Source organism: Pedobacter suwonensis (assembly GCF_900111825.1).
Classification (GTDB): Bacteria; Bacteroidota; Bacteroidia; order Sphingobacteriales; family Sphingobacteriaceae; genus Pedobacter; species Pedobacter suwonensis.
In genome coordinates, this window is the sequence record NZ_FOJM01000007.1 from 1 (window position 1) to 22,638 (window position 22,638).

At 38.6% G+C, this 22,638-nt stretch carries 22 protein-coding genes and 1 tRNA gene; 12 read left to right on the forward strand and 11 right to left on the reverse strand.

The window, feature by feature from the left end:
• Window positions 1-889: 889 nt before the first annotated feature.
• From rlmN to BM107_RS10185, 4 genes are all read right to left on the reverse strand, one after another.
• Window positions 890-1,945: a dual-specificity RNA methyltransferase RlmN gene (gene rlmN / locus BM107_RS10170; protein ID WP_090982896.1), complete on the reverse strand. Its 1,056-nt coding sequence runs from the start codon at window positions 1,943-1,945 to the stop codon at window positions 890-892.
• Window positions 1,946-2,034: 89 nt separating this feature from the next.
• Entirely contained in the window at window positions 2,035-3,009 is a 975-nt protein-coding gene (gene rluF / locus BM107_RS10175) for a 23S rRNA pseudouridine(2604) synthase RluF (protein WP_090982898.1), read from the reverse strand.
• Window positions 3,010-3,036: 27 nt separating this feature from the next.
• Window positions 3,037-3,558, reverse strand: a complete 522-nt coding sequence (locus BM107_RS10180; protein ID WP_090982900.1) for an NADPH-dependent FMN reductase — start codon at window positions 3,556-3,558, stop codon at window positions 3,037-3,039.
• Between the two features lie 120 nt (window positions 3,559-3,678).
• Window positions 3,679-4,239, reverse strand: coding sequence for a DinB family protein (locus BM107_RS10185; RefSeq protein ID WP_244278780.1), 561 nt, complete (start codon window positions 4,237-4,239; stop codon window positions 3,679-3,681).
• Between the two features lie 435 nt (window positions 4,240-4,674).
• Between BM107_RS10185 and BM107_RS10190 the strand changes: the two genes are divergently transcribed.
• Entirely contained in the window at window positions 4,675-7,152 is a 2,478-nt protein-coding gene (locus BM107_RS10190) for an ATP-binding protein (protein ID WP_090982903.1), read from the forward strand.
• Here BM107_RS10190 and BM107_RS10195 read toward each other — a convergent pair whose 3' ends face one another.
• The 4 genes from BM107_RS10195 to BM107_RS10210 form a co-directional block, all read right to left on the reverse strand.
• Complete coding sequence (locus BM107_RS10195; protein WP_090982905.1) at window positions 7,153-8,484, reverse strand: sigma-54-dependent transcriptional regulator; 1,332 nt, start codon at window positions 8,482-8,484, stop codon at window positions 7,153-7,155.
• Between the two features lie 69 nt (window positions 8,485-8,553).
• The gene (locus BM107_RS10200) at window positions 8,554-8,865 is read right to left on the reverse strand and encodes a hypothetical protein (RefSeq protein ID WP_090982907.1); all 312 of its coding nucleotides are present in this window, start codon (window positions 8,863-8,865) and stop codon (window positions 8,554-8,556) included.
• A 78-nt stretch (window positions 8,866-8,943) separates the two neighbouring features.
• A complete protein-coding gene (locus BM107_RS10205; RefSeq protein WP_090982910.1) occupies window positions 8,944-9,255 on the reverse strand; it encodes a hypothetical protein in 312 nt (103 codons plus the stop codon).
• A 78-nt stretch (window positions 9,256-9,333) separates the two neighbouring features.
• The gene (locus BM107_RS10210) at window positions 9,334-9,648 is read right to left on the reverse strand and encodes a hypothetical protein (protein WP_090498049.1); all 315 of its coding nucleotides are present in this window, start codon (window positions 9,646-9,648) and stop codon (window positions 9,334-9,336) included.
• Window positions 9,649-9,995: 347 nt separating this feature from the next.
• Between BM107_RS10210 and BM107_RS10215 the strand changes: the two genes are divergently transcribed.
• The 3 genes from BM107_RS10215 to BM107_RS10225 all read left to right on the forward strand — a co-directional run bounded on the left by BM107_RS10215 (window position 9,996) and on the right by BM107_RS10225 (window position 12,639).
• Window positions 9,996-10,068 (forward strand) — tRNA-Thr (locus tag BM107_RS10215).
• Window positions 10,069-10,180: 112 nt separating this feature from the next.
• Window positions 10,181-11,347, forward strand: coding sequence for an amidohydrolase family protein (locus tag BM107_RS10220; protein ID WP_090982912.1), 1,167 nt, complete (start codon window positions 10,181-10,183; stop codon window positions 11,345-11,347).
• A 335-nt stretch (window positions 11,348-11,682) separates the two neighbouring features.
• Window positions 11,683-12,639, forward strand: a complete 957-nt coding sequence (locus tag BM107_RS10225) for an NAD(P)H-dependent flavin oxidoreductase (RefSeq protein WP_090982914.1) — start codon at window positions 11,683-11,685, stop codon at window positions 12,637-12,639.
• A gap of 79 nt (window positions 12,640-12,718) precedes the next feature.
• On the opposite strand, the gene BM107_RS10230 is transcribed toward BM107_RS10225, so the two are convergent.
• From BM107_RS10230 to BM107_RS10240, 3 genes are all read right to left on the reverse strand, one after another.
• Window positions 12,719-13,873, reverse strand: coding sequence for an acyltransferase family protein (locus BM107_RS10230; RefSeq protein ID WP_090982916.1), 1,155 nt, complete (start codon window positions 13,871-13,873; stop codon window positions 12,719-12,721).
• Window positions 13,874-13,981: 108 nt separating this feature from the next.
• On the reverse strand, window positions 13,982-14,902 hold the full coding sequence (locus tag BM107_RS10235; protein ID WP_090982918.1) for a LytTR family DNA-binding domain-containing protein: 921 nt from the start codon (window positions 14,900-14,902) through the stop codon (window positions 13,982-13,984).
• 195 nt (window positions 14,903-15,097) lie between these two features.
• Window positions 15,098-15,463: a hypothetical protein gene (locus BM107_RS10240; RefSeq protein ID WP_090982920.1), complete on the reverse strand. Its 366-nt coding sequence runs from the start codon at window positions 15,461-15,463 to the stop codon at window positions 15,098-15,100.
• 260 nt (window positions 15,464-15,723) lie between these two features.
• On the opposite strand from BM107_RS10240, the gene BM107_RS10245 reads away from it, so the two are divergent.
• The 8 genes from BM107_RS10245 (at window position 15,724) to BM107_RS10280 (ending at window position 22,636) form a co-directional block, all read left to right on the forward strand.
• The gene (locus tag BM107_RS10245) at window positions 15,724-15,996 is read left to right on the forward strand and encodes an acylphosphatase (RefSeq protein WP_090982922.1); all 273 of its coding nucleotides are present in this window, start codon (window positions 15,724-15,726) and stop codon (window positions 15,994-15,996) included.
• A 76-nt stretch (window positions 15,997-16,072) separates the two neighbouring features.
• Window positions 16,073-17,554 (forward strand): lipopolysaccharide biosynthesis protein, encoded by a 1,482-nt coding sequence (locus BM107_RS10250; protein ID WP_090982924.1) that lies wholly within the window; start codon window positions 16,073-16,075, stop codon window positions 17,552-17,554.
• A 51-nt stretch (window positions 17,555-17,605) separates the two neighbouring features.
• On the forward strand, window positions 17,606-18,037 hold the full coding sequence (dut, locus tag BM107_RS10255) for a dUTP diphosphatase (protein ID WP_090983316.1): 432 nt from the start codon (window positions 17,606-17,608) through the stop codon (window positions 18,035-18,037).
• Window positions 18,038-18,081: 44 nt separating this feature from the next.
• Window positions 18,082-19,779: a tetratricopeptide repeat protein gene (locus BM107_RS10260; protein WP_090982926.1), complete on the forward strand. Its 1,698-nt coding sequence runs from the start codon at window positions 18,082-18,084 to the stop codon at window positions 19,777-19,779.
• A complete protein-coding gene (locus BM107_RS10265; RefSeq protein ID WP_090982928.1) occupies window positions 19,757-20,548 on the forward strand; it encodes a lipoprotein insertase outer membrane protein LolB1 in 792 nt (263 codons plus the stop codon). Before BM107_RS10260 ends, BM107_RS10265 begins: the two co-directional genes overlap by 23 nt.
• A 175-nt stretch (window positions 20,549-20,723) precedes the next feature.
• Complete coding sequence (locus BM107_RS10270; RefSeq protein WP_090982930.1) at window positions 20,724-22,019, forward strand: murein hydrolase activator EnvC family protein; 1,296 nt, start codon at window positions 20,724-20,726, stop codon at window positions 22,017-22,019.
• 46 nt (window positions 22,020-22,065) lie between these two features.
• A complete protein-coding gene (locus BM107_RS25280) occupies window positions 22,066-22,425 on the forward strand; it encodes a Sec-independent protein translocase subunit TatA/TatB (RefSeq protein ID WP_317614799.1) in 360 nt (119 codons plus the stop codon).
• Between the two features lie 10 nt (window positions 22,426-22,435).
• Complete coding sequence (locus BM107_RS10280; RefSeq protein ID WP_029986031.1) at window positions 22,436-22,636, forward strand: Sec-independent protein translocase subunit TatA/TatB; 201 nt, start codon at window positions 22,436-22,438, stop codon at window positions 22,634-22,636.
• Window positions 22,637-22,638 lie beyond the last annotated feature (2 nt).

Genomic DNA, 22,638 nt, shown 5'->3' on the forward strand with positions numbered 1-22,638 from the left:
ACAGCAGGACGGGACCTATCCCAAATGCTCGGGACACTGCGCTCCAAGACCAAGAGGTATTTAAACCATTAAGGAGTTGAGAAAAGTTAAGGTTGTGCTCCCGCAGAAAACGCTGATCTTCGCAGAGACCATTCCATCATCCGTTTTACATCTTCCGTCTTTTATGTTATGTCCTAGCTAAAATAGCCCTGATGGGAGCGGCATCCCTTTTGGCTAAAAAATTGTTTAATAAATAAGGTTTCCAAAAGGATAGAGCGCATAGCAGGACGGGACCTATCTCAAATGCTCGGGACATTGCGCTCCAAGACGAAAAAAATTTTTACAATTGAGGAGTTGAGAAAAGTTAAGGTTGTGCTCCCGCAGATACCATTCCATCATCCGTTTTACATATTCCGTTTTTTACAATTTAAACGTCCTATGAACTTTTCCAGACCATTAAAGGGGTAAGCAGCTAAGCTTCGTTTCCCGCAGATTACACTGATCTCCGCAGAGCGCATTTCATCATCCATTTTACATCTTCCATATTTACTCCTCTATTTTCTGTCCATGGTTAAATAGCCCTGATGGGAGCGGCATCCCTTTTGGCTAAGAAAAATTGTTTAAAAAATGAGGTTTCCAAAAGGATAGAGCGGACAGCAGGACGGGACCTATCCCAAATGCTCGGGACATTGCGCTCCAAGACCAATAGGTATTTAAACCATTAAGGAGCTGAGAAAAGTTAAGGTTGTGCTCCCGCAGAAACGCTGATCTCCGCAGAGACCATTCCATCATCCGTTTTACATCTTCCAGCCTTACCCTCAAAAAGCGGAGCAGGACGGATCGAACCCAAAAGCACAGTAAACTGCATTCCAAAAATGAAAGAGATTTATTGAAAGTATGTATTTCTCGCTTAGGCCTTCGCTTCTTCCTTAACCGCCAATTGCCCACAAGCAGCATCGATATCTTTACCTCGGCTACGGCGGATGTTGGTATTGATCCCCTGGCTTTTTAAATAATTAGAAAAAGCATCAATCTTATCGCCTTCAGCGTTGGTGAAATCAGCGAAAGATATTGGATTATATTCAATCAGGTTTACTTTACAGGGAATATGTTTACAGAATTTAGCCAAATCCACCGCGTCAGAAATTTCATCGTTAAAATGATTAAAAACGATGTACTCGTAGGTTACCGGATTTTTGGTTTTGGCAAAATAATATTTTAAGGCCTCGGCAAGTGATTTTAATGAGTTGGCCTCATTAATGGGCATGATCTCATTACGTTTTTTATCATCAGCGGCATGTAGCGACAAGGCAAGGTTGAATTTTGCGCCATCATCTCCTAATTTTTTGATCATCTTGGCAATGCCAGCGGTAGAAACTGTAATTCGTTTGTAGCTCATGTTTAGTCCATCGGGTGCTGTAATGCGTTCGATAGACTTTAGTACATTGGCATAATTTAACAGCGGTTCTCCCATCCCCATGTACACAATATTGGTAAGGGGATTGTTGTAATTCTGCCTGGCTTGTTTATCAATCAATACTACCTGGTCATAAATCTCGTCGGCATTTAAATTACGCTTACGTTCCATATAACCGGTTGCACAAAATTTACAGGTTAGGCTGCAGCCTACCTGCGAACTTACACAAGCAGTCATGCGATCTTCCAGCGGAATTAAAACACCCTCTACGATATTGCCATCTGCTAACTTAAACGTATTTTTGATGGTATGGTCGTTACTGAACTGAGAGTTGTTAACCCGAACGGCATTAATGGCAAAAGTTTCGTCCAATGCTTTACGAAGGTCTTTGGATAGATTACTCATCTGCTCAAAACTCGTTGCCGATTTTTCCCAAAGCCACTGGTAAATTTGCTTGGCCCTAAAAGCAGGCTGTTGCATTGCAGTAAGATGTTGTTGCAATTGTGGCAGATCTAACGCACGGATATCGGTTTTTTTTGCTGTTACCATTTGTTGCAAAGGTACTTAAAAAAGGTGTAAGGCAGAAAGGTAGAAGGTTGAGGGTGCCTGCAAGATGCGAAATTTTACAATTAATTGGTTTATCTTCCTCTGCCTCTTATGTTTGACTTGCCTGAAGGTTTGCCTTTTGCAGGTCGCGAATTTCGGTTTCCGCTATTGGCCTTGCCAGCAGGTTTTGAACCTGGGTGACCAGCAGTTTTCTTAGCTGATGATTTTTGATTGGATGGTTTGGGTTTGAATACTTTTTTGGGCGGTTCTTCTTTAAGTTCCGGAATCTCTTCCCGCACGTTTGCCTTTTTCCGGACAGAGCTTTTTGTTTTAGCCTTGGCTTCTGACGACGAATTTTCTACACTTTTGGTAATGGCCTTCATCTCTTCATCAGTAAGCTCCCTAAACTCACCTGTTGGAATACCTTTAAGGCTAATATTCATGATGCGTGTGCGCTCCAGTTTGGTTACTTCGTAGCCAAAATGCTCGCACATCCTTCTAATCTGCCGGTTTAAACCTTGAATCAAGATGATATTGAAAACAAAGGTACTGAGCTGTCTTACTTTGCATTTCCGGGTGTTTACGCCCAGGATGGGGACACCGTTACTCATTTCAAAGATAAAATCTTCGGTAATGGGTTTATTAACAGTGACTACGTACTCCTTCTCGTGCTTGTTCCCTGCACGCAGGATTTTATTAACGATATCACCATTGTTGGTGAGGAAGATCAGGCCAGATGAATCTTTGTCTAACCGGCCGATGGGAAATATTCTTTCACTGTAATTAATATAATCGACAATATTATCACATACGGTGCCTTCAGTGGTACTGGTAATGCCAACAGGCTTATTGAAAGCAAGCAGGATAAAATTACTTTCTTCTTTGGGTTCGATATGATGGCCGTTAACCATCACTTTATCTCCTGCAAAAACCTGATCACCTATCCTGGCTCTTTTTCCATTGATGAAAACCGTTCCCTTTTCAATATATCGGTCTGCCTCACGGCGTGAACATAATCCACTTTCACTAATGAATTTATTTAAACGGGTGGCAGCATTATTGTTCATACTGCAATTTTACGGAAATAAATCGTGTTATCCATTCTCAACTGCGGCAACAAATGCTTTAACAGTAGATTTAAGTCCGGTTAAAGTTTCCTGATCTATAATTTCTGCATCAGGATTGATCTTTGCTTTTGCAAAGGAAATAAGCTTTGAAGAGATATTGGCCTCAAGTACCGTTAAAATATCTATTATAGATTGATAGGCTTTTTCACCCTGTGTAGAAGCTACAAGTGCAAAAACAGGTTTCCCTGAAAATGATGCTGAGCTTACCGTCCAATCGAGCAGGTTTTTAAGCGATCCTGGTAAACCCATGGCGTATTCAGGTGTAGAAATGATGATGCCGTCTGCTTCCTGGATGGTTTTACGAAGGTCATAAACAATGTTTGGTGGATCTGCTAAATCTAGATCTGGGTTGAAATGTGGAACAACTGCAATAGTTGGGAAGATATAGACCTCAAAATCTTTTCCTAGAAGCTGGCTAATGGCCGAAATATAAAGCCCATTGGTGGATGAAGTTTTGGTGCTTCCTGAAATGGCCAATATTTTTTTCATGGCTAAATCTAACAAAGTGGAAATAGAATATCAATATGGCCCTGTAATTCGGCAGTCATTTCCAAGAATGACCATCAAAACACACCCGGTTTCGATGGCCTCATTTGAATGTATTGTGAACTAAAAGTTTTGATCATCTGCACTTGGTCCGTAACTGCCTGGGATAGGAATCTCCAGTAACCTCAAATAAACGCCCAGCTGTGCCCTGTGATGAGTAGTTTGGCTAAGGGAGTGGCGAATGGTTTCATATTTAGAATAATCGGACAAAACTTGTTTGCCCATCCTTAATATCCAGCGTCCATTCAAATCCTCTTCTGTTGCTTTTTTCAATTCTGTTCTCCCTTCGTTATAATTTTCTTCCAGAATTTTTACCAGATCACCAACATTTTCTATAGGTTTTTCTACATAAGGTGCTGTTTCAAAATCCAGTCCATCGGTAGTTAAGGCTAACGAAACCCAGCTCGGCAGATCAGCAATATGAACCGCTAATGATTTCAACTTCATGCTTTTTTCGTGTGGCGCCCAGTCAAATTTTTCTGCCGGAACAATCGCGAGGAATTTTTTTGTGATATTAAATTCGGCTTCTAATTCTTTCAATAATACATTAATAATTTCCATGTTTTTCTGTTTTGTTTTTTCTGCTGCCTGTAATTCCATAAGTAGTAAATCAGCGATGCTCATGATTTTGATGTTTGTTTAAACAAAGAAAACGCCCGCCATTGACAACCCTATGACAGCCTGGAAAAAATGTTTTTAATAATTTACGGGACTAGGCGCATGTAGTCAATTATTGACATGTGCTGTGTTTTTTGAAAGGGATGCCTAAATTCCTGAGACAGATGATCCCGGTATTCATGCTCTGGTATCTGATAACCGGTACGTACGCTCATATCGAACCTATCTTCAATTTTTCTACCGTAATGTATTTTCTGGAATAAAGCAGGGTTAACATTCAGAAAAATGGTCGATACGGTTCAAGGTTTGTTTTTTGGAGGCGTTTAAAATTAAAGTTTTTTAATCAATTTTTCTTGTGGTACGTTATTTGCAAAGATAAATCCATATCAAATTTTAAGGTTAAACCGTTATTATAATGGATAATCTAAACAATCTAAATCAATGGCGGCTGTTATTCAGAAAAGATTCTTCCGGGCAATCAAAAGTAAAGTGATCATCGGTTTTTTGTTCGCCTGTTTCGCATTGCTTTTGGCATGGGGTATCAGTAAATTTGCCTTTACGAGGATGCTGGATACCGTGGAAGAAATTTCTGCACCAAACGATCGGTTGAGGATTGTTAACGACCTATCGCATAGGATAGCCAGGTTAGATCAGTTGCAGCGCGATGAGGCCTTTAACAAACAGGGCACCTATAGTTTTCTTAAAGAATCGCGGAGGTTAAGGTCGGGTTTAGATACCCTGCGGAAATTATACCGAGGTGATTCTGCGCAGTTGGCAAGGATAAAATCGATTAAAATTTTACTGTCAGAACGGGATAAACAATTTGTGAACTACCTTAAGGTGAGGGAAACACTGGTGAATACCAAATCTTTTTCAGAGGAGGTCCGTAAATTGAATGACTTGGTGGCCACACGTAGCAGGCAAGCTGACAGTGCGGTATTAACCACCGAAACGACCACATCAACCACTACGGTTGCACCTGAAGAAGAACAAAAATCGAGGGGTTTCCTGAGCAAACTTTTTGGCAAGAAAAAATCTGATGTTTATAAAATTATTAATGAGGAATTTAAAGTTAAGCGTGATACTTTAAATGCAAAGGCTGAAGATAGTATCATGAAAAGCATGACGGGTTCGTTAAAAAATATCGAACTGGAACAACGTCAGAAAAGCCAGAAATTTTTAAAGCGGGAAGCCGATTTGTCGAGTGCAAGCAATGCTTTAACCGCTAAAATATTACAGATTTTAAGAGAAGTTGAAGGGCAGGCTGTAGCCCAGGTCGATTTAAATGGTATCCAGGCTAAAGAAGTGGTTAATGATGGGATTACCCAGATTACAACCATTATCATTATCTTTTTTCTGTTAACGGTTATTCTGCTGTATTTAATTATGGCCGACATTACAAAAAGTAACAGATATAGAAAAGAATTGGAACTGGCTAAAGACGAGGCTGAATACCATGGTAAAGCGAAGCAACGGTTCCTGTCAAATATGAGCCATGAGATCAGAACGCCTTTGCAGTCTATTTTAGGTTATGCCGAACTGATTACCCAGCAGGATGTACCTAATAAGAAAGATGTTGATGCCATTTATCAATCTTCCATCCACCTACTTCAGATTGTTAACGAGGTTTTGGATTATAACAGGATTACGTCGGGTGAGTTTAGCTTCAACAACCAGGTATTTAATATCAAAAAAGCTTTGGACGAAGTGGTTTCGGTAATGCGGCCATTGGCAGAACAGAAGTTGCTCCGGTTAGATACGGCATTTGATCTTGCCGGTCTGGAGTTTGTAAAGGGAGATGTTTTCAGGCTAAAGCAAATTTTATTTAACTTATTAGGTAATGCAGTAAAATTTACTTTGAAAGGTGAAATTAAGCTGGCTGTATCTTACAAAAAGCAGGGAGATGATCTGCATTTCCATTTTACAGTAAAGGATACAGGAATCGGTTTTGAGGAAAAAGATATTCCGAAGATATTTAATGAATTTGAGCAGATCGAATCTCCCGAAAAATATTTGATTAATCCTGCAGGTACCGGTTTGGGCCTGCCTATTGTTAAATCTTTGATTGAAGCGCAGGGAGGAAGAATTTATGTGAAAAGTAAACCGGGCATGGGTACCACATTTAATATTTACATCAAATATGAAAATACCACAGAGCGTGTAAACGATGCCTTAGACTTAACGCATTATGCCATCGTAAATCCGGGAAGGGTTTGGGTAATCGACGATGATAAACTGATCCTGGATTTATGTGGGATGATTTTCGAGAGAAATAAAGTGCCTTACAGGAGTTTTACACAGGTGGCAGACATTCTTCATACCGAGCCCGATGCTGATTTGAAGTATGTTTTGATAGATATGCGCATGCCCGAAATGACGGGTTTTGAACTCTGCCACTTATTGAAAAAGAAACTGCCTCAAAATGTTAAATTTTATGCCATTACCGCACAGGTTCTACCTGAAGAGCGCGAAATGGTTTTGAGTGAGGGTTTTGACGGATTAATTATGAAACCGTTTAGGGCGGTTGATATCCTGTCTATCTTTGATAAAACAGAGATGTTGGCCAATCAACCTGAATTTGATTTTTCCTCAATCGAGAAAATGACTTTTGGTGATCAGGAATTGTTGGAAAAAATCCTTACCCGCTTCAGGCAAGATTCGATTGATGATGCAGCTGAACTAAAAAAATACCTGGATGAAAACGATCAGGATAGGAGCAGGTTATTGGTTCACCGGCTTGCTGGACGCGTGGCCCAGATGGGCTCGAAGACGTTAGCCAATGCTTTTAGAGCCCTGGAAATGGAAATAGTGGAAAATGGATTAACCGAAAATATTAAATCTGAGCTGTTACTACAGCTCAGCGCATTGGATAGTTTGATTGCCTTTATCGAGAAAATCGACTACATTACTGTAGAATAGTTATTCTATCCCATAGCGTTCCATTTTAGCATACAACGTTTTGCGGTCGATATTTAAGATTTTTGCAGCTTTTGATTTGTTATATCTTACTTTGATCAGTGTTTCGGTAATCAATGCTTTTTCATTTTGTTCGTTAACGGCTTTCAGATCAGATGAATTGCCCGGAGCTGATTGCTGATGGACAGAAATCATCATTTCATCAGGTAACGCATTAATCTGGGCAACATCGCCCTGGCTCAATAAAACCATTCGTTTGATCACATTACTAAGCTCGCGGAGATTTCCCGGCCAGTCATAACTCAACAATAATGCTTTCGCTTCAGCAGAGATACTTTTCACATTACGACCTAAATCGCGGTTGGATAAAGTGATAAAGTGGTTGATAAATAATTCTAAATCCCCACCCCTTTCGCGTAAAGGCGGAAGCTGGATTTTAAATTCATTTAAACGATGGTACAGATCTTCTCTGAATTCTCCCTGTTGCATGCTATTGGCCAGGTCATCATTGGTAGCCGTGATGATACGCACATTAACGGGAATCTGTTTGGTACTGCCCAAAGGTTGTATCACCCTTTCCTGTAAAGCCCTGAGCAACTTAATCTGCACCTCATAGCTTAGGTTGCCCACTTCATCTAAAAACAAAGTTCCTCCATCGGCAGCCTCAAACTGGCCTTTTTTATCATTTAGTGCCCCTGTAAATGCTCCTTTAACATGTCCGAATAATTCACTGGCGGCCAAATCTTTGGATAATGCACCACAATCTATAGCAACAAAAGGTTGGTTGGCACGTTTACTTTGCTGATGCAGGGTTCTGGCTGCAAATTCTTTCCCTGTGCCACTTTCGCCCTGTATGATTACCGACATGTCTGTAGGCGCGACCAAATTAATATGCTCATAGAGTTTGTCCGCAATGGCACTTTTACCCTTAATAAAATCGCTGTTTACTTCTTTTGGTTCAACACTCTTCAAGTCCTTTTTGGTTAAAGAACTTTTGATCACCATTAAAAGCTCATCTGGATTAACCGGCTTGGTAATGTAATCAAATGCACCCAATTGAATTGATTTGACTGCAGTGCGGACATCGTTAAAACTGGTCATGATGATGACCGGAATAGAAAGCCCTAAATCGCGAAGGTGGGTAAGCACTTCAAATCCGGTTCCATCCGGCAGGCGGTAATCGATTAAAAGTAAATCGAATGTATTGGTTTCAACTTGCTTAAATGATTGCTTTACTTGTGTTACGAGGGTAACCTCATGACCATTTTTTGTTAAAAAACCATCGAGTATTTGAGCAAATGTGGTATCGTCTTCTAAAATCAGGATTCTCGCCATGTAACAAAAATAAGAAAAGCCAGACATAATCTGGCTTTCTTATCATAGGTAGATGTAATTATTTGGGTTTTATTGTACAGGCTTACCGTCTTTATCGATCTTAACAGATCCGGTTTCTGCTTCTTTTTTTACGTTAATTAAATAGTACTCTTTGGTACCTTCTTTTACCGACCAGGCTTCAGTAGCGGTCCATCCTTTGTAAGCATCAGATTTTAAGGCGGTGGTTACCGGCTCAGGAAGTTCTTCCAGTTTTACCGGCGTTTTTACTGCGCTATCTTGAACTGCAACAATTGCAGTGTTTTTAATGGTATTTACTTCACTTGCCTGTACTGCTGTGAATCCTGCAAATGCTAAAGTGGCGGCTAAAATGATCTTTTTCATAATATGATGTTTTAAATATGGTTGGTAACTATCGTTACGTTAAATACTGGTTAATTCCGGAGCGCTAACTTATATTATTTATTGAACGGGTTTACCGTCTTTGTCAATTTTAACAGATCCGGTTTCTGCTTCTTTTTTAACATTAATTAAATAATACTCTTTTGTACCTTCTTTTACCGACCAGGCTTCGGTAGCGGTCCATCCTTTGTAGGCATCAGATTTTAATGCGGTGGTTACCGGCTCAGGAAGCTCTTCCAGTTTTACCGGAGTTTTTACTGCGCTATCTTGAACTGCAACAATTGCAGCGTTTTTGATGGTATTTACTTCACTTGCCTGAACTGCTGTGAATCCTGCGAATGCTAAAGTGGCGGCTAAAATGATCTTTTTCATGATATGATGTTTTAAATATGGTTTGTAACTATCGTTACGTTAAATACTGGTTAATTCCGGAGCGCTAACTTATATTATTTATTGAACGGGTTTACCGTCTTTGTCAATTTTAACAGATCCGGTTTCTGCTTCTTTTTTAACATTAATTAAATAATACTCTTTTGTACCTTCTTTTACCGACCAGGCTTCGGTAGCGGTCCATCCTTTGTAAGCATCAGATTTTAATGCGGTGGTTACCGGCTCAGGAAGCTCTTCCAGTTTTACCGGGGTTTTTACTGCGCTATCTTGAACTGCAACAATTGCAGTAGTTTTAAAATCTTTTACTTCACTTGCTTTTACTGTTGAGAATCCTGCTAATGCTAATACTGTAGCTGCTAAAACGAACTTTTTCATAGTATATATTTTTAAATTTAATTTGTGTAACAATACTTGCTTATGTTTCATAATGATGCCAAATGGATTATTTTAGTTAAGTGATTGGTTTTTAGGTAATTATTTTTGTGTCAAACTTTTAAGGCTGTGGAGTTTGTCTACACTTTGAGGTGAAGCACTACAAGTTTTTGTTTGTTGGTTGCTGATGGCATGCCGGTTTAAACATGGACTACTGACCAAATGTACTGCTGATGGTATTTATAAATAAATATTCTGGATGACCAGAAGCTATTCACTACCTATAGTAGAAAAAATAATTTTCAATTTTTAAAAATGAAGATTTTTTTCTATCATTGCCGCCCGATTAAGCCTCCTTAGCTCAGCTGGTAGAGCAACTGACTTGTAATCAGTAGGTCATTGGTTCGATTCCGATAGGAGGCTCTTTTTTCTTATTCTCATCCTTAGGGAAGCAATTTCAAAACTCAGTCATTACCAAAATAACGCAGACCAGGGAAATATTTTATTTGCTCCGATTATTCCATTAATTTGCGGTATGTTAAAATACTTTTCAGCTGATTGGGTCTTTCCTGTTTCTTCCCCGCCAATTAAAAACGGAGTAGTAGCCGTAAATCCTGATGGTGAAATAAAAGAGGTTTTAGCCGAAGAAGATTCGGTGAACCTTGATTTGGAGATCATTAAGTATAAGGGCGCCATTGTTCCGGGCTTTGTTAATACACATTGCCATTTAGAGTTATCACACCTGTTGGGTCAAATTCCCTGGCAAACAGGATTGGTAGAATTTGTACAGCATATTATTAAAAACAGACAGGCCGATGCCGGTCAGATCGATCTGGCTATGCAAAAAGCCGATCAACAGATGTTCGATAATGGAATTGTTGCTGTTGGCGATATTTCCAACCAGATTTCTTCTAAAAAGGTAAAAGAAAGCAGTAAGATTTATTATTATACTTTTATAGAAGCCTTAGGTTTTAATCCAGAACGTGCGAGTGCTATAATGGATCATTTGAGGGAAGTTAAGCGCGATTTTGAACCCCTGCCAACAGCCATAGTTCCGCATGCACCTTATACCGTTTCACCTGAGCTATTTGAATTGATTAGGCAAGAAGCAGAAAAATCAAATGCATTTATCAGCGTGCATAACCAGGAAACCGTTGATGAAAATGCTTTTTTTGAAAGTAAAACAGGCGGTTTTTTAAAGCTTTATGAGTTTTTAGGAATGGATCTCTCCTTTTTTGTTCCAACAAATAAAACTTCATTAAAATCCTGGCTGCCTTATATAAAAAAGGAAAAAACATTACTGGTACACAATACGGTTACGAATAAAGCAGATATTGATTTTGCTAAGCAAAGCAATCCCAATTTATACTGGTGCCTTTGTCCGCAAGCTAACTTATATATCGAAAATGTTTTACCTGATGTTGATCTGTTAATAGATGAAAAGCTAAAAATCACCTTGGGAACAGATAGTTTAGCCAGTAACCATCAGCTTAATATCCTATCAGAGATGCTCACCTTGCAGAAATATAAACAGGTTACTTTTGAAAAGCTCCTGAGTTGGGCTACCATAAATGGAGCAGAGTTTTTGGGGCTTGATCAGCACATGGGAACAATAGAGGTTGGTAAAAAACCTGGTTTAAACCTCATTCAGTTAGAGGAAAATTTTGAAATTGAAAATGATCTGGTGAGGCGGTTGATTTAAAGAATTATTCATTTTTCTAATAACTTTAAAAACGTTTTTTTTAAAGCATAAACTTATTTCGCCCTAAGTTTTAAGGTTGTATCATCTTTGTACATTAAAAATAAGCATTTTTAATGTACAAAGTTTCGGTTACAATCTTTTTAATTCGATTTTATCTTTTAACCTTAAAAAATTAAATTTTTAAGGTTAATTTTAAATTAGCCAACGGATGAGAATTCTTGAAAAAAGAAGTTTAGGCAAAGGCCACTATTTTCTTAATTTAGAATTATATAGAATCCTTTCAGAATAAATTGATACTCACTAATTCGCCTATCATTTATAAAGTAAATTTCCTTATGAACCCCATCTGTAAACTTTTTAATATCAAATACCCGATTATCCAGGCTGGAATGGTCTGGTGCAGTGGCTGGAAACTGGCTTCGGCGGTTTCAAATGCTGGAGGATTAGGCATTATTGGTGCAGGTTCGATGTACCCTGATGTTTTAAGATCACATATTCAAAAATGCAAATTGGCCACACATCAGCCTTTTGGCGTTAATATTCCATTGCTTTACCCTAATATTCAGCAAATTATAGATGTTGTAATTGAAGAGCAGGTGAAAATTGTATTTTCTTCTGCCGGTAATCCAGCAACATGGACCAGTTTTTTAAAAGAAAGGGGTGTTACAGTCGTTCATGTTATTGCAAATACAAAATTTGCGATAAAAGCACAGGAAGCTGGTGTTGACGCCGTTGTTGCCGAAGGTTTTGAAGCCGGAGGGCATAACGGGAGAGAAGAAACCACTACCATGTGTTTAATCCCGATGATTAAAGAAAAGGTTAAAATTCCGGTTATCGCGGCTGGCGGTATTGGGAGTGGAAAAGCCATGCTGGCTGCATTTGCCTTAGGTGCAGATGCTGTTCAGATCGGTTCGGCCTTTGCTGTCGCAGAAGAATCATCTGCCCACCAAGCATTTAAGCATAAAATTATTGCCGCTACAGAAGGAGACACTAAATTGGCCATGAAAAAACTGGTTCCGGTAAGGTTATTGAAAAACGAATTTGCAGATACTATTGCCCATGCTGAAGCTACAGGCGCAAGCCCGAAAGAACTGGCTGAGCTTTTGGGGCATGCCAGGGCAAAACTGGGGATGTTTGAAGGTGATATAGAAAATGGAGAACTTGAAATCGGGCAGGTTTCGGCAATGCTGAAAGAGATTAAACCTGCCAGGGTTATACTTGAAGAAATATGGCATGAATTTAAGAATAAATTAGCGCAGCTTGTGCAATTACAAAACGAATGGGATAGTTAGATCGACGTGTATACCAGAGATGCGCAATTTACTTTCGTATTTTTGATTTTAGATAACCTCAGTTCTCCATTTCAATCTATCAGATAATTCTTTTCACGCCTGGAATCATCAGCACAATGGAGCCCAATAAGAAACTTCCCATCACTACAAATGGAGCCAGGACTAAAAACTTGATTGCCGGATCTGCCAACCAGCATTTAAATATAAGAGAAACGCCTGTGATGACCAGTGGATGGAAAATATAAGTGGCAAAAGTGCATCTGGATAATTTACTTAACAATGGCGATGATCTATTCCACGAATTTTTGCCCAGGCTTAATAATGCAGTGAGAATTGAAATTCCTATACATTGTTCCCAAACGGCATACAATAGAGATGGCCAGCGAAAACCACCCGAATACCATTCAATGGGCATATTAAGCTTGGCCTTGATCAGAAAGAACAAAGGAAAGAATATTAGACCTAACCAGGCAACCCGCCTGAGGCTTTTACCAACTTTTAAAGGCAAGCTATCAAACCATTGATTTTTATAGGACAACAAACCTATAATAAACAGGATGATATATTGCGGAAAGTGACCTAACTGAAAGCCAAACGGTTTAAGCACCCAACCCACCGGAAATAAAATCCTAACAAAAAAGGTAATTACACCTAGCAAAACAGCAAAAAATAAAATCTTGGCGGTACCAGGTGCCGGAATAGGATTTTTAAATTTAATGGTAACGAAATGTTTCGCGCCAACATAAATCAGTGTAAATAGCAGTAAGGCTGCAACAAACCACAGTACGCCAAAATCAATCCAGCTATGGTAACCTGAAAGATATTGCAGATAAGTAATGTGATTGCGCTCTGCGAAATAATAAACAAGGTAACTTAGTAATGGCGATAAAACGAAGGAGTAAAATAACAGTGGGATACCAAGCCTGATGAGGCGGTCTCCCAAAAACTTCCAAGTCCCTTTTCTATGGTAAGATGGTGCTGTGAAGTATCCTGCCAGTAGGAAAAAAAAGCCCATAAAAAATGATTGATTTAGGCTTACAAAAATTGTTGATGGTATAATGGCAGCCATTTGAGTTGTTTTTTCGGTATAATACCATCCACCTGGGGCGCAATACACAATAATGGTATGGTGTAATACAACTAACATGGTTAGAAGGATCTTAAGATTATCAATATAAAATAGGTTATTGGCTTTGTTCGAACCCATTTGCTGAAGTAATATTTTGGATGACATAACAGTACGTTTTTTAATGATCAGGCCACGTTAACCCAATGCTATCGCAAACATACAATGGATATCATGTTATTTATTGCCAATGTTATCAGCAACAAATCTTTGTGATCAATAACTAGGTGATGAACTTTGGGTAAGAAGGAGTTCTTGATAAAGCGCATTGAAAGCAACAAGCTGTGCCCTTGAAACGGGTACCTGATCAACTGTGTGGTCAAATGAGAGCATAAGGCCCTGCGAGTTTTCGGTTACGTTTTTGATATAACACATGTTTACCAGGAAGGCCCTGTGACAACGGAAGAAATTACGGTTGGAATGTAACTGAGATTCAAATTGTGTTAGGGAGATTCTTTTTAGCTCGATATTTAGCTGATTATTATTACAGGTTGCTATCTCAATGTAATTTCCGTCTGCTTTGGCAAAAAGTAAATCGTTTGGATCTAAAGTGAAATCGTCTTGCTTGACCTGGGTTTTAACATAAATTAAGGTATTTCCGGAATTATTCTGTGATTTAAGATCAAGTGGAGTAAACTGGAAAATTAAGGAGGTGTCTTTTTTTGATTCAAAATAGAACATCGCCATCCTGATGAAAAAATACAAAAGTATCCCTGCCACAAAACAGTTTCTCACCTCTTCCCATAAATAGTGCCATGACCAATTATTTTGATTGAAATAAATGAAATCGCGGATCAGGAAGCTCACTATACCTGTGGAAAGAAGTGAAATGCCAACATGCGCGTATTCTGATGTTAAAGACCAGCTTTTGTTTTCAGCATGCTTTGCCCGTAAATAATTTAATGCGGTAAAATAAAAATATAGGATTACTGCAGGTAACAAGGCATGGAGACAGCATATGAAAAAATAATTAACTTTCTGTTGCGATGTATTAACTTCAAAGGGCTTCAGGAGGATTAGAAATCCGAGAATAATACCAAAAATGATGGAAACGGTTTTAAAAAGATTTTTCTTGCGGTAACGATCTGGGTAATCAATTTCTTTAAATAAGTGTTTTCTGTTGAAATAAATCTTCATTTTTAAAGTCCGTTTTCAGACTCAACAAATTTATAGAATTTTATGTAAGTTAGATTTGAGGATGGATAATGCTTAAATTGATGGAAGGTTTTTATCTCCTAAAATGTAAACCTCGATTTTAGGGTAAATTAATGATTGGTATTTTCATGAGTCATTTGAACGACTTTCCAAAACAATAACTTTCCACTTTCCAAATTAACGGTACTGGACTTTTTCAAGCAGAGAAACAGTATGCGAAAGGTTTTGGATGATTTTATCTTTAAGTTCGATCGTTTTGTTCTTCTCACTGAGCAGGCTTTTTAATCTTTTGATTTCTTCTGCTGATGCCTGTGTTTCCTTTTTACTGAACTCGGAAAATGCCTTGCCTTTTTCGTAATAACTAAAAAAATTGTAGCCGAGTACCTCACTCACATTGGCAAGTAGAGAAACATCTAAGGTAGGACTGTTAATAATTTCCTGCGCCTTGATTTTGCTAATGCCCAACTTTTTTGCAAATATGGAAATGGGAATCTCTTTGGTTTTCATTTCCTTCCAGATCATCAATCCTATATGTACACTCATTATTGTCTCCGTTTTTAAAATTCAAATTACCTAAATGTTAAGCTATTCCCGAAAAATTAGTGCTAATGATAACCAGTCTAATTATAGTTTTGTTTAATGGATCATAACCATTTTTTGTTGTGGTTTTAATTGTTTAATACTCCTGTCATAATTCAGCCTGAAGATTATCGTTAATCAGTTATATACCTTCGGTAACAGGTGCTGAAGAATTGTGATAATTCATTTACCTTTACAGCGATATTTCAACTTTACAACATTCAATGAAACACCTCAATATAAAAGTAACAGGTAAAGTGCAGGGCGTTGGTTTTAGAGAAACCACTAAAATGATTGCCAACCAGATGATGGTAAATGGTTTTGTAAGGAACGAAAAAGACGGATCGGTTTATATCGAAGCGGAAGGCGAAGATATTTTTCTGGAAGAATTTGTGAACTGGTGCCATGAAGGTCCTGACCGATCGCGTGTTGAAAATGTAGAGGTAAGCAATGGCGAAGTAAAAAACTATCGTAATTTTGAAGTCTTTAAAAAGTAACAAGTATTTTGTATCAAGTAGCAAGATCGCTATCTGTGTATAATCTTGATACCTGATGCTTCTATCGCGATACTAAATGTCTGTATATAAAAAATTTCTTGGACAAACCATGGTTTACGGTATCAGTACCGTTTTTTCCAGGCTGTTCAATTTCATTCTCACACCTATCTATACCGGTGTTTATCAAAAAGGTGTTTATGGCATTTTTACTAATATGTACGCCAATGCATCGTTGATCAATGCAGTTTTGGCCTTTGGTATGGAAAGTACCTACTTTAGGTATTTAAATAAGTTTGAAGACAAAAAGCAACAGGTATATAACAATTCATTTCTTTGCATTGCTTTTATTTCGACACTTTTCTTAGTTACGGGTTTAATTTTTTCCTCTTCGATTGCAGGTTACTTGGCAACAAAAGCATCTGAAATTGCAGATTATAAACAGTATGTCAGTTTCTTTTTATGGATACTTTTTATTGATGCTATTTGCGTAATCCCCTTTGCGAAATTGCGAGCAGATGGTCGTCCATTTAAATACAGTTTTGCCAAATTTTTAAATATTGGCTGCTTTGTTGGTTTTAACCTCGTATTTATTTACCTCATTCCTGCCATCATAAAACACAACTGGGCAGGTGTAGAATGGTTTACTTCATGGTACAGGAACCAATGGATCGGTTATGTTTTCGTAGCTAACCTTATCGCCTCTGTTGCTACCCTGATTTATTTGCTGCCGGAATTTATGAAATTGCAATTAAGTTTCGATAGTCAGCTTTTTAGAAATATGTTTTCTTACAGCTGGCCAATTTTAGTAGCAAATCTGTCATTTATCGTAAACGAGAATTTAGATAAGATAGTGCTTAAAAAGCTATTGCCACCTGAAATAGCCGATGGAGAGGTTGGTATTTATGGTGCAGTATGTAAAATAGCAATATTCTTAAGTATTTTTATCACAGCTTTCAGACTGGGTGCCGAACCATTTTTCTTTAGCCATGCAAAAGAGAAAAACGCAAGGAATACCTATGCTACGATTTTGAAATATTTTGTAATTGCCCTATCTATTCTTTTTGTTGCCATAATTGCCAACATTGAACTACTTAAATTTTTCATCCGTAAACAAGAATATTGGGTCGGTTTACCGGCGGTACCGTATTTGTTATTGGGATACGTTTGCCTGGGTATTTATATGAATCTTTCTATCTGGTACCGACTATCTGATCAAACCCGTTTCGGGCTATATATTTCTGTCGCCGGAGCAATCATCACAATCGTACTTAATATTGTTCTCATTCCACGGTTTAGTTATATGGGGTCTGCATGGGTAAGTATGCTGGCTTATTTTGTAATGATGGTTTTATCATATGTTCTCGGACAGAAGTATTATCCTATTCCTTACAACCTTAAAAAGATTTTATCTTATTTAATTATTTCAACGATAATTGTATTCTGTTCATTTTTTGTATTTAAAAGAAACATTTACATTGGCAATGCAATGCTGATTGCTTTTGTAGCAGGTGTTGCTTATTTTGAGAAAAATGAATTAATGAAAATGTTAAAGAAATAATTGGCCTATGGCCATCTTAGATCCGGCATCTTCAATCTCACACCTAATAAAATGGAAATAAAAATCATCAATACATCCGGGCATCCGCTTCCACAATATGAAACTGCGCATGCGGCAGGAATGGATTTAAGGGTGGCAATAACCGAAGAAATTATTTTAAAACCTTTACAACGGTTGCTGGTACCAACGGGCCTGTTTATTGAGCTACCGGTTGGTTACGAAGCACAAATCAGACCAAGAAGTGGCCTGGCTTACAAACATGGCATCAGTATCGTAAATTCACCCGGTACTATCGATGCCGATTATCGTGGCGAAATAAAAGTTTTATTGGTAAATTTATCAGATACTGATTTTAAGATCGTTAATGGCGACAGGATTGCACAAATGGTAGTGGCCAAACACGAAACGGTGAGCTGGCAGCCGGTTACAGCACTGGGCGAAACGGCTCGCGGCGAAGGTGGTTACGGGCATACGGGAAAATAGTTTGGAGTTCTCAGTTGGGAGTTTGGAGTTAATTTTTGGATGATATGAAGTATAAGGTGCGTTTTCTTATTGGGGCTACTTTGGCCGGCTTCCAGGCTTTTGGGCAGGGGAAAGCTACGCCTGCTACCAATCGCGATAGCAATATGGTAAAGCAATTGTTCTTTGCCGGTCTTCGGGAGAAAATGTCTGAAAATTATGTTCAGGCCGCTACCAATTTCAATAAAATCGTCGGGTTAGATCCTAATAACCATGCTGCTTATTTCGAACTGGCCAACGCAGACCTGCGTTTAGATAAGCTTTTGGAAGCTGAACAGCATATTAAACAGGCCATTAAAATAAATAACGGAAATTTATGGTACTGGCGTTTGTTGGGAGAGGTATATAAACGCAGCAATAATATGCCCGAACTGATCGGGGTATTTAACCAACTCATCCGTCTCGATCCTGAAAACGACGCCTATTATTTTGATAAGGCCAATGCACAGTTTTTGGCCAATCAGCTGGATGCCGCCAAAAAGACCTATGAAGAAATTGAGGTTAAATTTGGTAATTCAAGAGATCTAGCAAATGCCAGAAGGCGGCTTCAATCTAACGGCAATGCTACAGAAAGTGATATTGTGAAGTTGTTGGAAGGTAACCAGGCGGATGTAAAGAATTATTTATACGCTGCAGGTTTGCTTTTACAAAAAGGGAACGAACCGGAAGCCTTAAAGGTATTAACCAAAGCACAGCAACTTGAACCTAATAATTTTGAAGTAAACCTGGCTTTGGCCGATATCTACCGTAAGCAAAAAAATGATGAAGCAGCCTTTTCATCCTTAAAACTGGCTTTTCAAAGCAATGAAATGCCGCTTGCAGAAAAGGTAAAGATCATTGCCGCACTTTTTCCTAAACTTAACCAGCCTATTGTAGCTAAAAATGCAGCTGAACTGAGTAAGCTGGTTGCAGAGAAAAACCCTACAGAAGCCAAAGCATTGGCCCTTTACGGCGATGTACTCTATCAGCAGAATAACTTGAAAGAAGCATTGCTACAATATCAGGCTGCGTTGCGACTTAACGAACAGATTTACATCGTATGGGAACAGGTGATTAATATCCAAACGTTGCTTGGACATTACGATGAAGCCCTAAAAGTTGGCGAAGAGGCTTTAAGCATTTATCCTAACCAGGCCAGTTTATATTATTATATGGCTTATGCAGCTTTTAAAACCGGTAAATATGAAGCTGCCCAAAGCAATTTAAAAACCTCGTCACAATTGGATGTAGAGAACAAAAGCCTCCAGGCGCAGATTTATGCACTTCAGGGCGATGTTTACCTCAACCAGAATAATTTTGCACAGGCTAAAACGGCTTTCGAAAAAGCGATTGCAACAGAGCCAGATAATTATCTGATCATGAATAATTATGCCTATTATTTGGCATTGAGAAATGATGACTTGACAAAGGCGGCTAAATATGCTGAAACAGCTGCACATGCCATGCCGAATAATCCCTCTGTTGCAGATACTTATGCCTTCATTCTGTTCAGACAGCAAAAATACGATCTGGCGAAGATATGGATTGAAAAGGCTTTACAAAACAATAGCAGTAAAAACGGTGTTTACCTGGAGCGATATGGAGATATACTTTTTATGAAAGGTGAAAAAGATGCTGCATTAATCCAATGGCAAAAAGCAAAAGAGGCCGGAAACGGATCAGAAGTATTAATTAAGAAGATCAATGAAAAAAAATATTTTAAATAGTGTATTCCTGTTAGGAGTGGTAATCTTCGTTTCAGCATGTAAACCTAAAAAAGAAATTGTAGTGGCTCCTCCTACCAAAACGGAAACCAAAACAGATAATACCAAAGCAGAAGCCTTAACCCTGTTGAATAGCAAACAGCTTAAATTTAATACGCTTTCACTTAAAGCAAAAGCAACTTTGGATATTGCCGGTAATGCGAATGATGTAACCATGAATTTCAAAATGAAAGATAAGGAGACCATTTGGGTAAGCATTACGGCATTGGGTGGAATGGCAGAGGTGGCAAGAGCGTTAATTACGCCTGATAGCATTAAGATTATGAACCGGATGAAAAACGAGTACCTCAAAAAACCGTTCAGTTATGTTTACAATTTCACCAACAAACAGGTTAATTTTAACACCCTGCAAGCCATCTTAACGGGTAATGCCGTGGGCGAGTTTTTAGTTCCGGAATCGGATGTTAAACAGGAGAACGGAGTTTGGGTTGTTTCCGGAAGTAAATCTGAGCTAGATTACAGGTTGCTCTTTAATACACTTTTCAAAGTATCTGAAACCAATTTAAATGATGCTAAAAATGGGCAGGCATTGAAAGTTACGTATTCAGATTATCAAAAATTAAACGAATTTTTATTTCCTGGTGCGCTGAAGATCAAAACGCTATCTAAAGCGAAAACAATAAATATCGACCTTCAATATGTAAAAATTGACGGCAATGTTCCGGTCGATTTTCCGTTTAATGTACCAAAGAGGTTTACGGTTGTAAAATAATAGTAATTACAGTTAATTTAATAGTTTGCCAAAAAACCTGCTGCCTGCATCAGGCAATTTGGCAATCTTTATATTGGATGAAGAATATATGAAGAGGGTTCTGTAATAAGTAATTATGATGTTAGTATCTCAATTTTAGTGTTTTTTACTGTAAAAATTTTATACTTTTGGCTTAATGAAGCTACAGAAACTCCTATTTATCCTTTTTTTAAGCGTGTTAACGACCTCTGCGGTTGCACAAACGGAAAGCCAGCTCAGAAGGAAAAAAGAAGCTATACAACGTGAAATAGAACAGCTTCAAAAGAACTTGAATAAAACTGCCAATGGTAAAAAGCTTACCATACAGCAGATTAATACCATAAATGCCCAGATTAGGTTGCGCCAGGATAAAATTGGTACCATTAACTCCGAAATAAAAAATCTGGATAATCAAATCTCTCAGAACACAAATACCGTACATACGTTACAAGGTCAGTTAGGCGATCTTAAAAAGGAGTATGCAGGCATGATCCGATTTGCGCAGCGAAATAGAAATTCGTATGATAAAATGATGTTCATTTTTGCATCAAAGGATTTTAACCAGGCTTATAAACGGATTAAATACTTGCAGCAATTCAGTCAATACCGTAAAAAACAGGCCGGATATATTGAGAGCACAAAACAAGACCTGGACGGAAAGATTAAGGTACTGGATAAAACGCTTAGGGAGAAAAGTGATCTTTTAAAAGAGCAGGAAAAAGAGCGTGAACGTTTAAGTAAAGATAAAAGTAAACAAGCTGTTGAATTAAATAAACTGAGCAAAGACGAAAAGCAGTTCAGACAGGATATTAGCAGCCGCAAAAAACAGCAGGCACAGATAGATCGGGCCATTAGTGCTGCGATTCAACGGGCAATTGAAGAGGCGAGAAGAAAGGCGGCTGAAGAGGCAAGAAGGAAGGCAGCAGAGGAAGCAAGGATTGCTGCAGCTAAAGCTAAAGCAGAAAATAAACCTGCTCCAGCAACGCCTCCTACACCAACCGCTAAAGCCAAATCAACCAGTGAACTGTTGACGGCAACTCCTGAAACGGCCAGACTATCGGCAGGCTTTGAAAATAACCGTGGAAGGTTACCATGGCCTGTAGCAACAGGAACAATAACCGAAAGATTTGGGCTACATAAGTTAGATCAGGCCAGTTATACCAACGACGGTGTGGATATTACCACAACTGATGGTGCGGCTGTTAGAGCGGTATTTGCTGGTAAGGTTGCAGCTGTACAGGTAATGATGGGCAGAACGGTGGTTCTGATCAACCATGGTGAATATTTTACCGTATATCAGAACCTAAAATCGGTTAGTGTGAGTGTAGGTAATTCTGTTGATACCAAACAAACCATAGGAGTGGTGGCTAATACCGGTGATGATGCTGTTCTAAAGTTTCAGATCAGAAGGGGGCAGGCGGCTTTGAATCCGGAAGCCTGGATCAGTAAATAAAAGAATAGTTTTTAAAATGTCTATATTTGTATAAATTATATTAGTGATGTATCAAGGCACGTTATTAGAGTTTTTAAACATGGGTGGATCGGAGATCGTGCTCATTTTGGTAGTAGTTCTGTTGTTGTTCGGAGGTAAAAAATTACCTGAACTGGCAAGAGGGCTTGGGAAAGGGATCAGGGAGTTTAAAGATGCCTCTGACGGTGTAAAGCGTGAGATCCATAGAAATATCAATGCGATGGATCTGGATAAAGAGGAAGCAGAAGAAACAGCACAAAATCACAACCAGCGCCATCATCCTACAGAAGAATCGCCTGTTGATGAGACCGTAACCCATGGCACAGCGCATACTGAAGCCACTAAGCCAGCTGAGGAGAAAATAACAACAGACAAAGAAAAAGTTTAAACAAAAAGTTATGTTAAATACAACAATAGCAGCAATGCTTGGAACACCAGAAATTATCATTATTGCGGTAGTGGTATTGTTATTATTTGGTGGAAAAAAAATTCCTGAACTGATGAGGGGTTTAGGTAAAGGTGTTAAAGAATTTAAAGATGGTAAAGATGGTGTTGATGGAGATCAGGTAGATCCATCTAACCGTGATAAAACTGTTTAATT

Bases quoted from the DNA above. Each gene is read 5' to 3' on its own strand.
- rlmN (WP_090982896.1), bottom strand. From the start codon at position 1,945: ATGGTAACAGCAAAAAAAACCGATATCCGTGCGTTAGATCTGCCACAA.
- rluF (WP_090982898.1), bottom strand. From the start codon at position 3,009: ATGAACAATAATGCTGCCACCCGTTTAAATAAATTCATTAGTGAAAGT.
- BM107_RS10180 (WP_090982900.1), bottom strand. From the start codon at position 3,558: ATGAAAAAAATATTGGCCATTTCAGGAAGCACCAAAACTTCATCCACC.
- BM107_RS10185 (WP_244278780.1), bottom strand. From the start codon at position 4,239: ATGAGCATCGCTGATTTACTACTTATGGAATTACAGGCAGCAGAAAAA.
- BM107_RS10190 (WP_090982903.1), top strand. From the start codon at position 4,675: ATGGCGGCTGTTATTCAGAAAAGATTCTTCCGGGCAATCAAAAGTAAA.
- BM107_RS10195 (WP_090982905.1), bottom strand. From the start codon at position 8,484: ATGGCGAGAATCCTGATTTTAGAAGACGATACCACATTTGCTCAAATA.
- BM107_RS10200 (WP_090982907.1), bottom strand. From the start codon at position 8,865: ATGAAAAAGATCATTTTAGCCGCCACTTTAGCATTTGCAGGATTCACA.
- BM107_RS10205 (WP_090982910.1), bottom strand. From the start codon at position 9,255: ATGAAAAAGATCATTTTAGCCGCCACTTTAGCATTCGCAGGATTCACA.
- BM107_RS10210 (WP_090498049.1), bottom strand. From the start codon at position 9,648: ATGAAAAAGTTCGTTTTAGCAGCTACAGTATTAGCATTAGCAGGATTC.
- BM107_RS10220 (WP_090982912.1), top strand. From the start codon at position 10,181: ATGTTAAAATACTTTTCAGCTGATTGGGTCTTTCCTGTTTCTTCCCCG.
- BM107_RS10225 (WP_090982914.1), top strand. From the start codon at position 11,683: ATGAACCCCATCTGTAAACTTTTTAATATCAAATACCCGATTATCCAG.
- BM107_RS10230 (WP_090982916.1), bottom strand. From the start codon at position 13,873: ATGTCATCCAAAATATTACTTCAGCAAATGGGTTCGAACAAAGCCAAT.
- BM107_RS10235 (WP_090982918.1), bottom strand. From the start codon at position 14,902: ATGAAGATTTATTTCAACAGAAAACACTTATTTAAAGAAATTGATTAC.
- BM107_RS10240 (WP_090982920.1), bottom strand. From the start codon at position 15,463: ATGAGTGTACATATAGGATTGATGATCTGGAAGGAAATGAAAACCAAA.
- BM107_RS10245 (WP_090982922.1), top strand. From the start codon at position 15,724: ATGAAACACCTCAATATAAAAGTAACAGGTAAAGTGCAGGGCGTTGGT.
- BM107_RS10250 (WP_090982924.1), top strand. From the start codon at position 16,073: ATGTCTGTATATAAAAAATTTCTTGGACAAACCATGGTTTACGGTATC.
- dut (WP_090983316.1), top strand. From the start codon at position 17,606: ATGGAAATAAAAATCATCAATACATCCGGGCATCCGCTTCCACAATAT.
- BM107_RS10260 (WP_090982926.1), top strand. From the start codon at position 18,082: ATGAAGTATAAGGTGCGTTTTCTTATTGGGGCTACTTTGGCCGGCTTC.
- BM107_RS10265 (WP_090982928.1), top strand. From the start codon at position 19,757: ATGAAAAAAAATATTTTAAATAGTGTATTCCTGTTAGGAGTGGTAATC.
- BM107_RS10270 (WP_090982930.1), top strand. From the start codon at position 20,724: ATGAAGCTACAGAAACTCCTATTTATCCTTTTTTTAAGCGTGTTAACG.
- BM107_RS25280 (WP_317614799.1), top strand. From the start codon at position 22,066: ATGTATCAAGGCACGTTATTAGAGTTTTTAAACATGGGTGGATCGGAG.
- BM107_RS10280 (WP_029986031.1), top strand. From the start codon at position 22,436: ATGTTAAATACAACAATAGCAGCAATGCTTGGAACACCAGAAATTATC.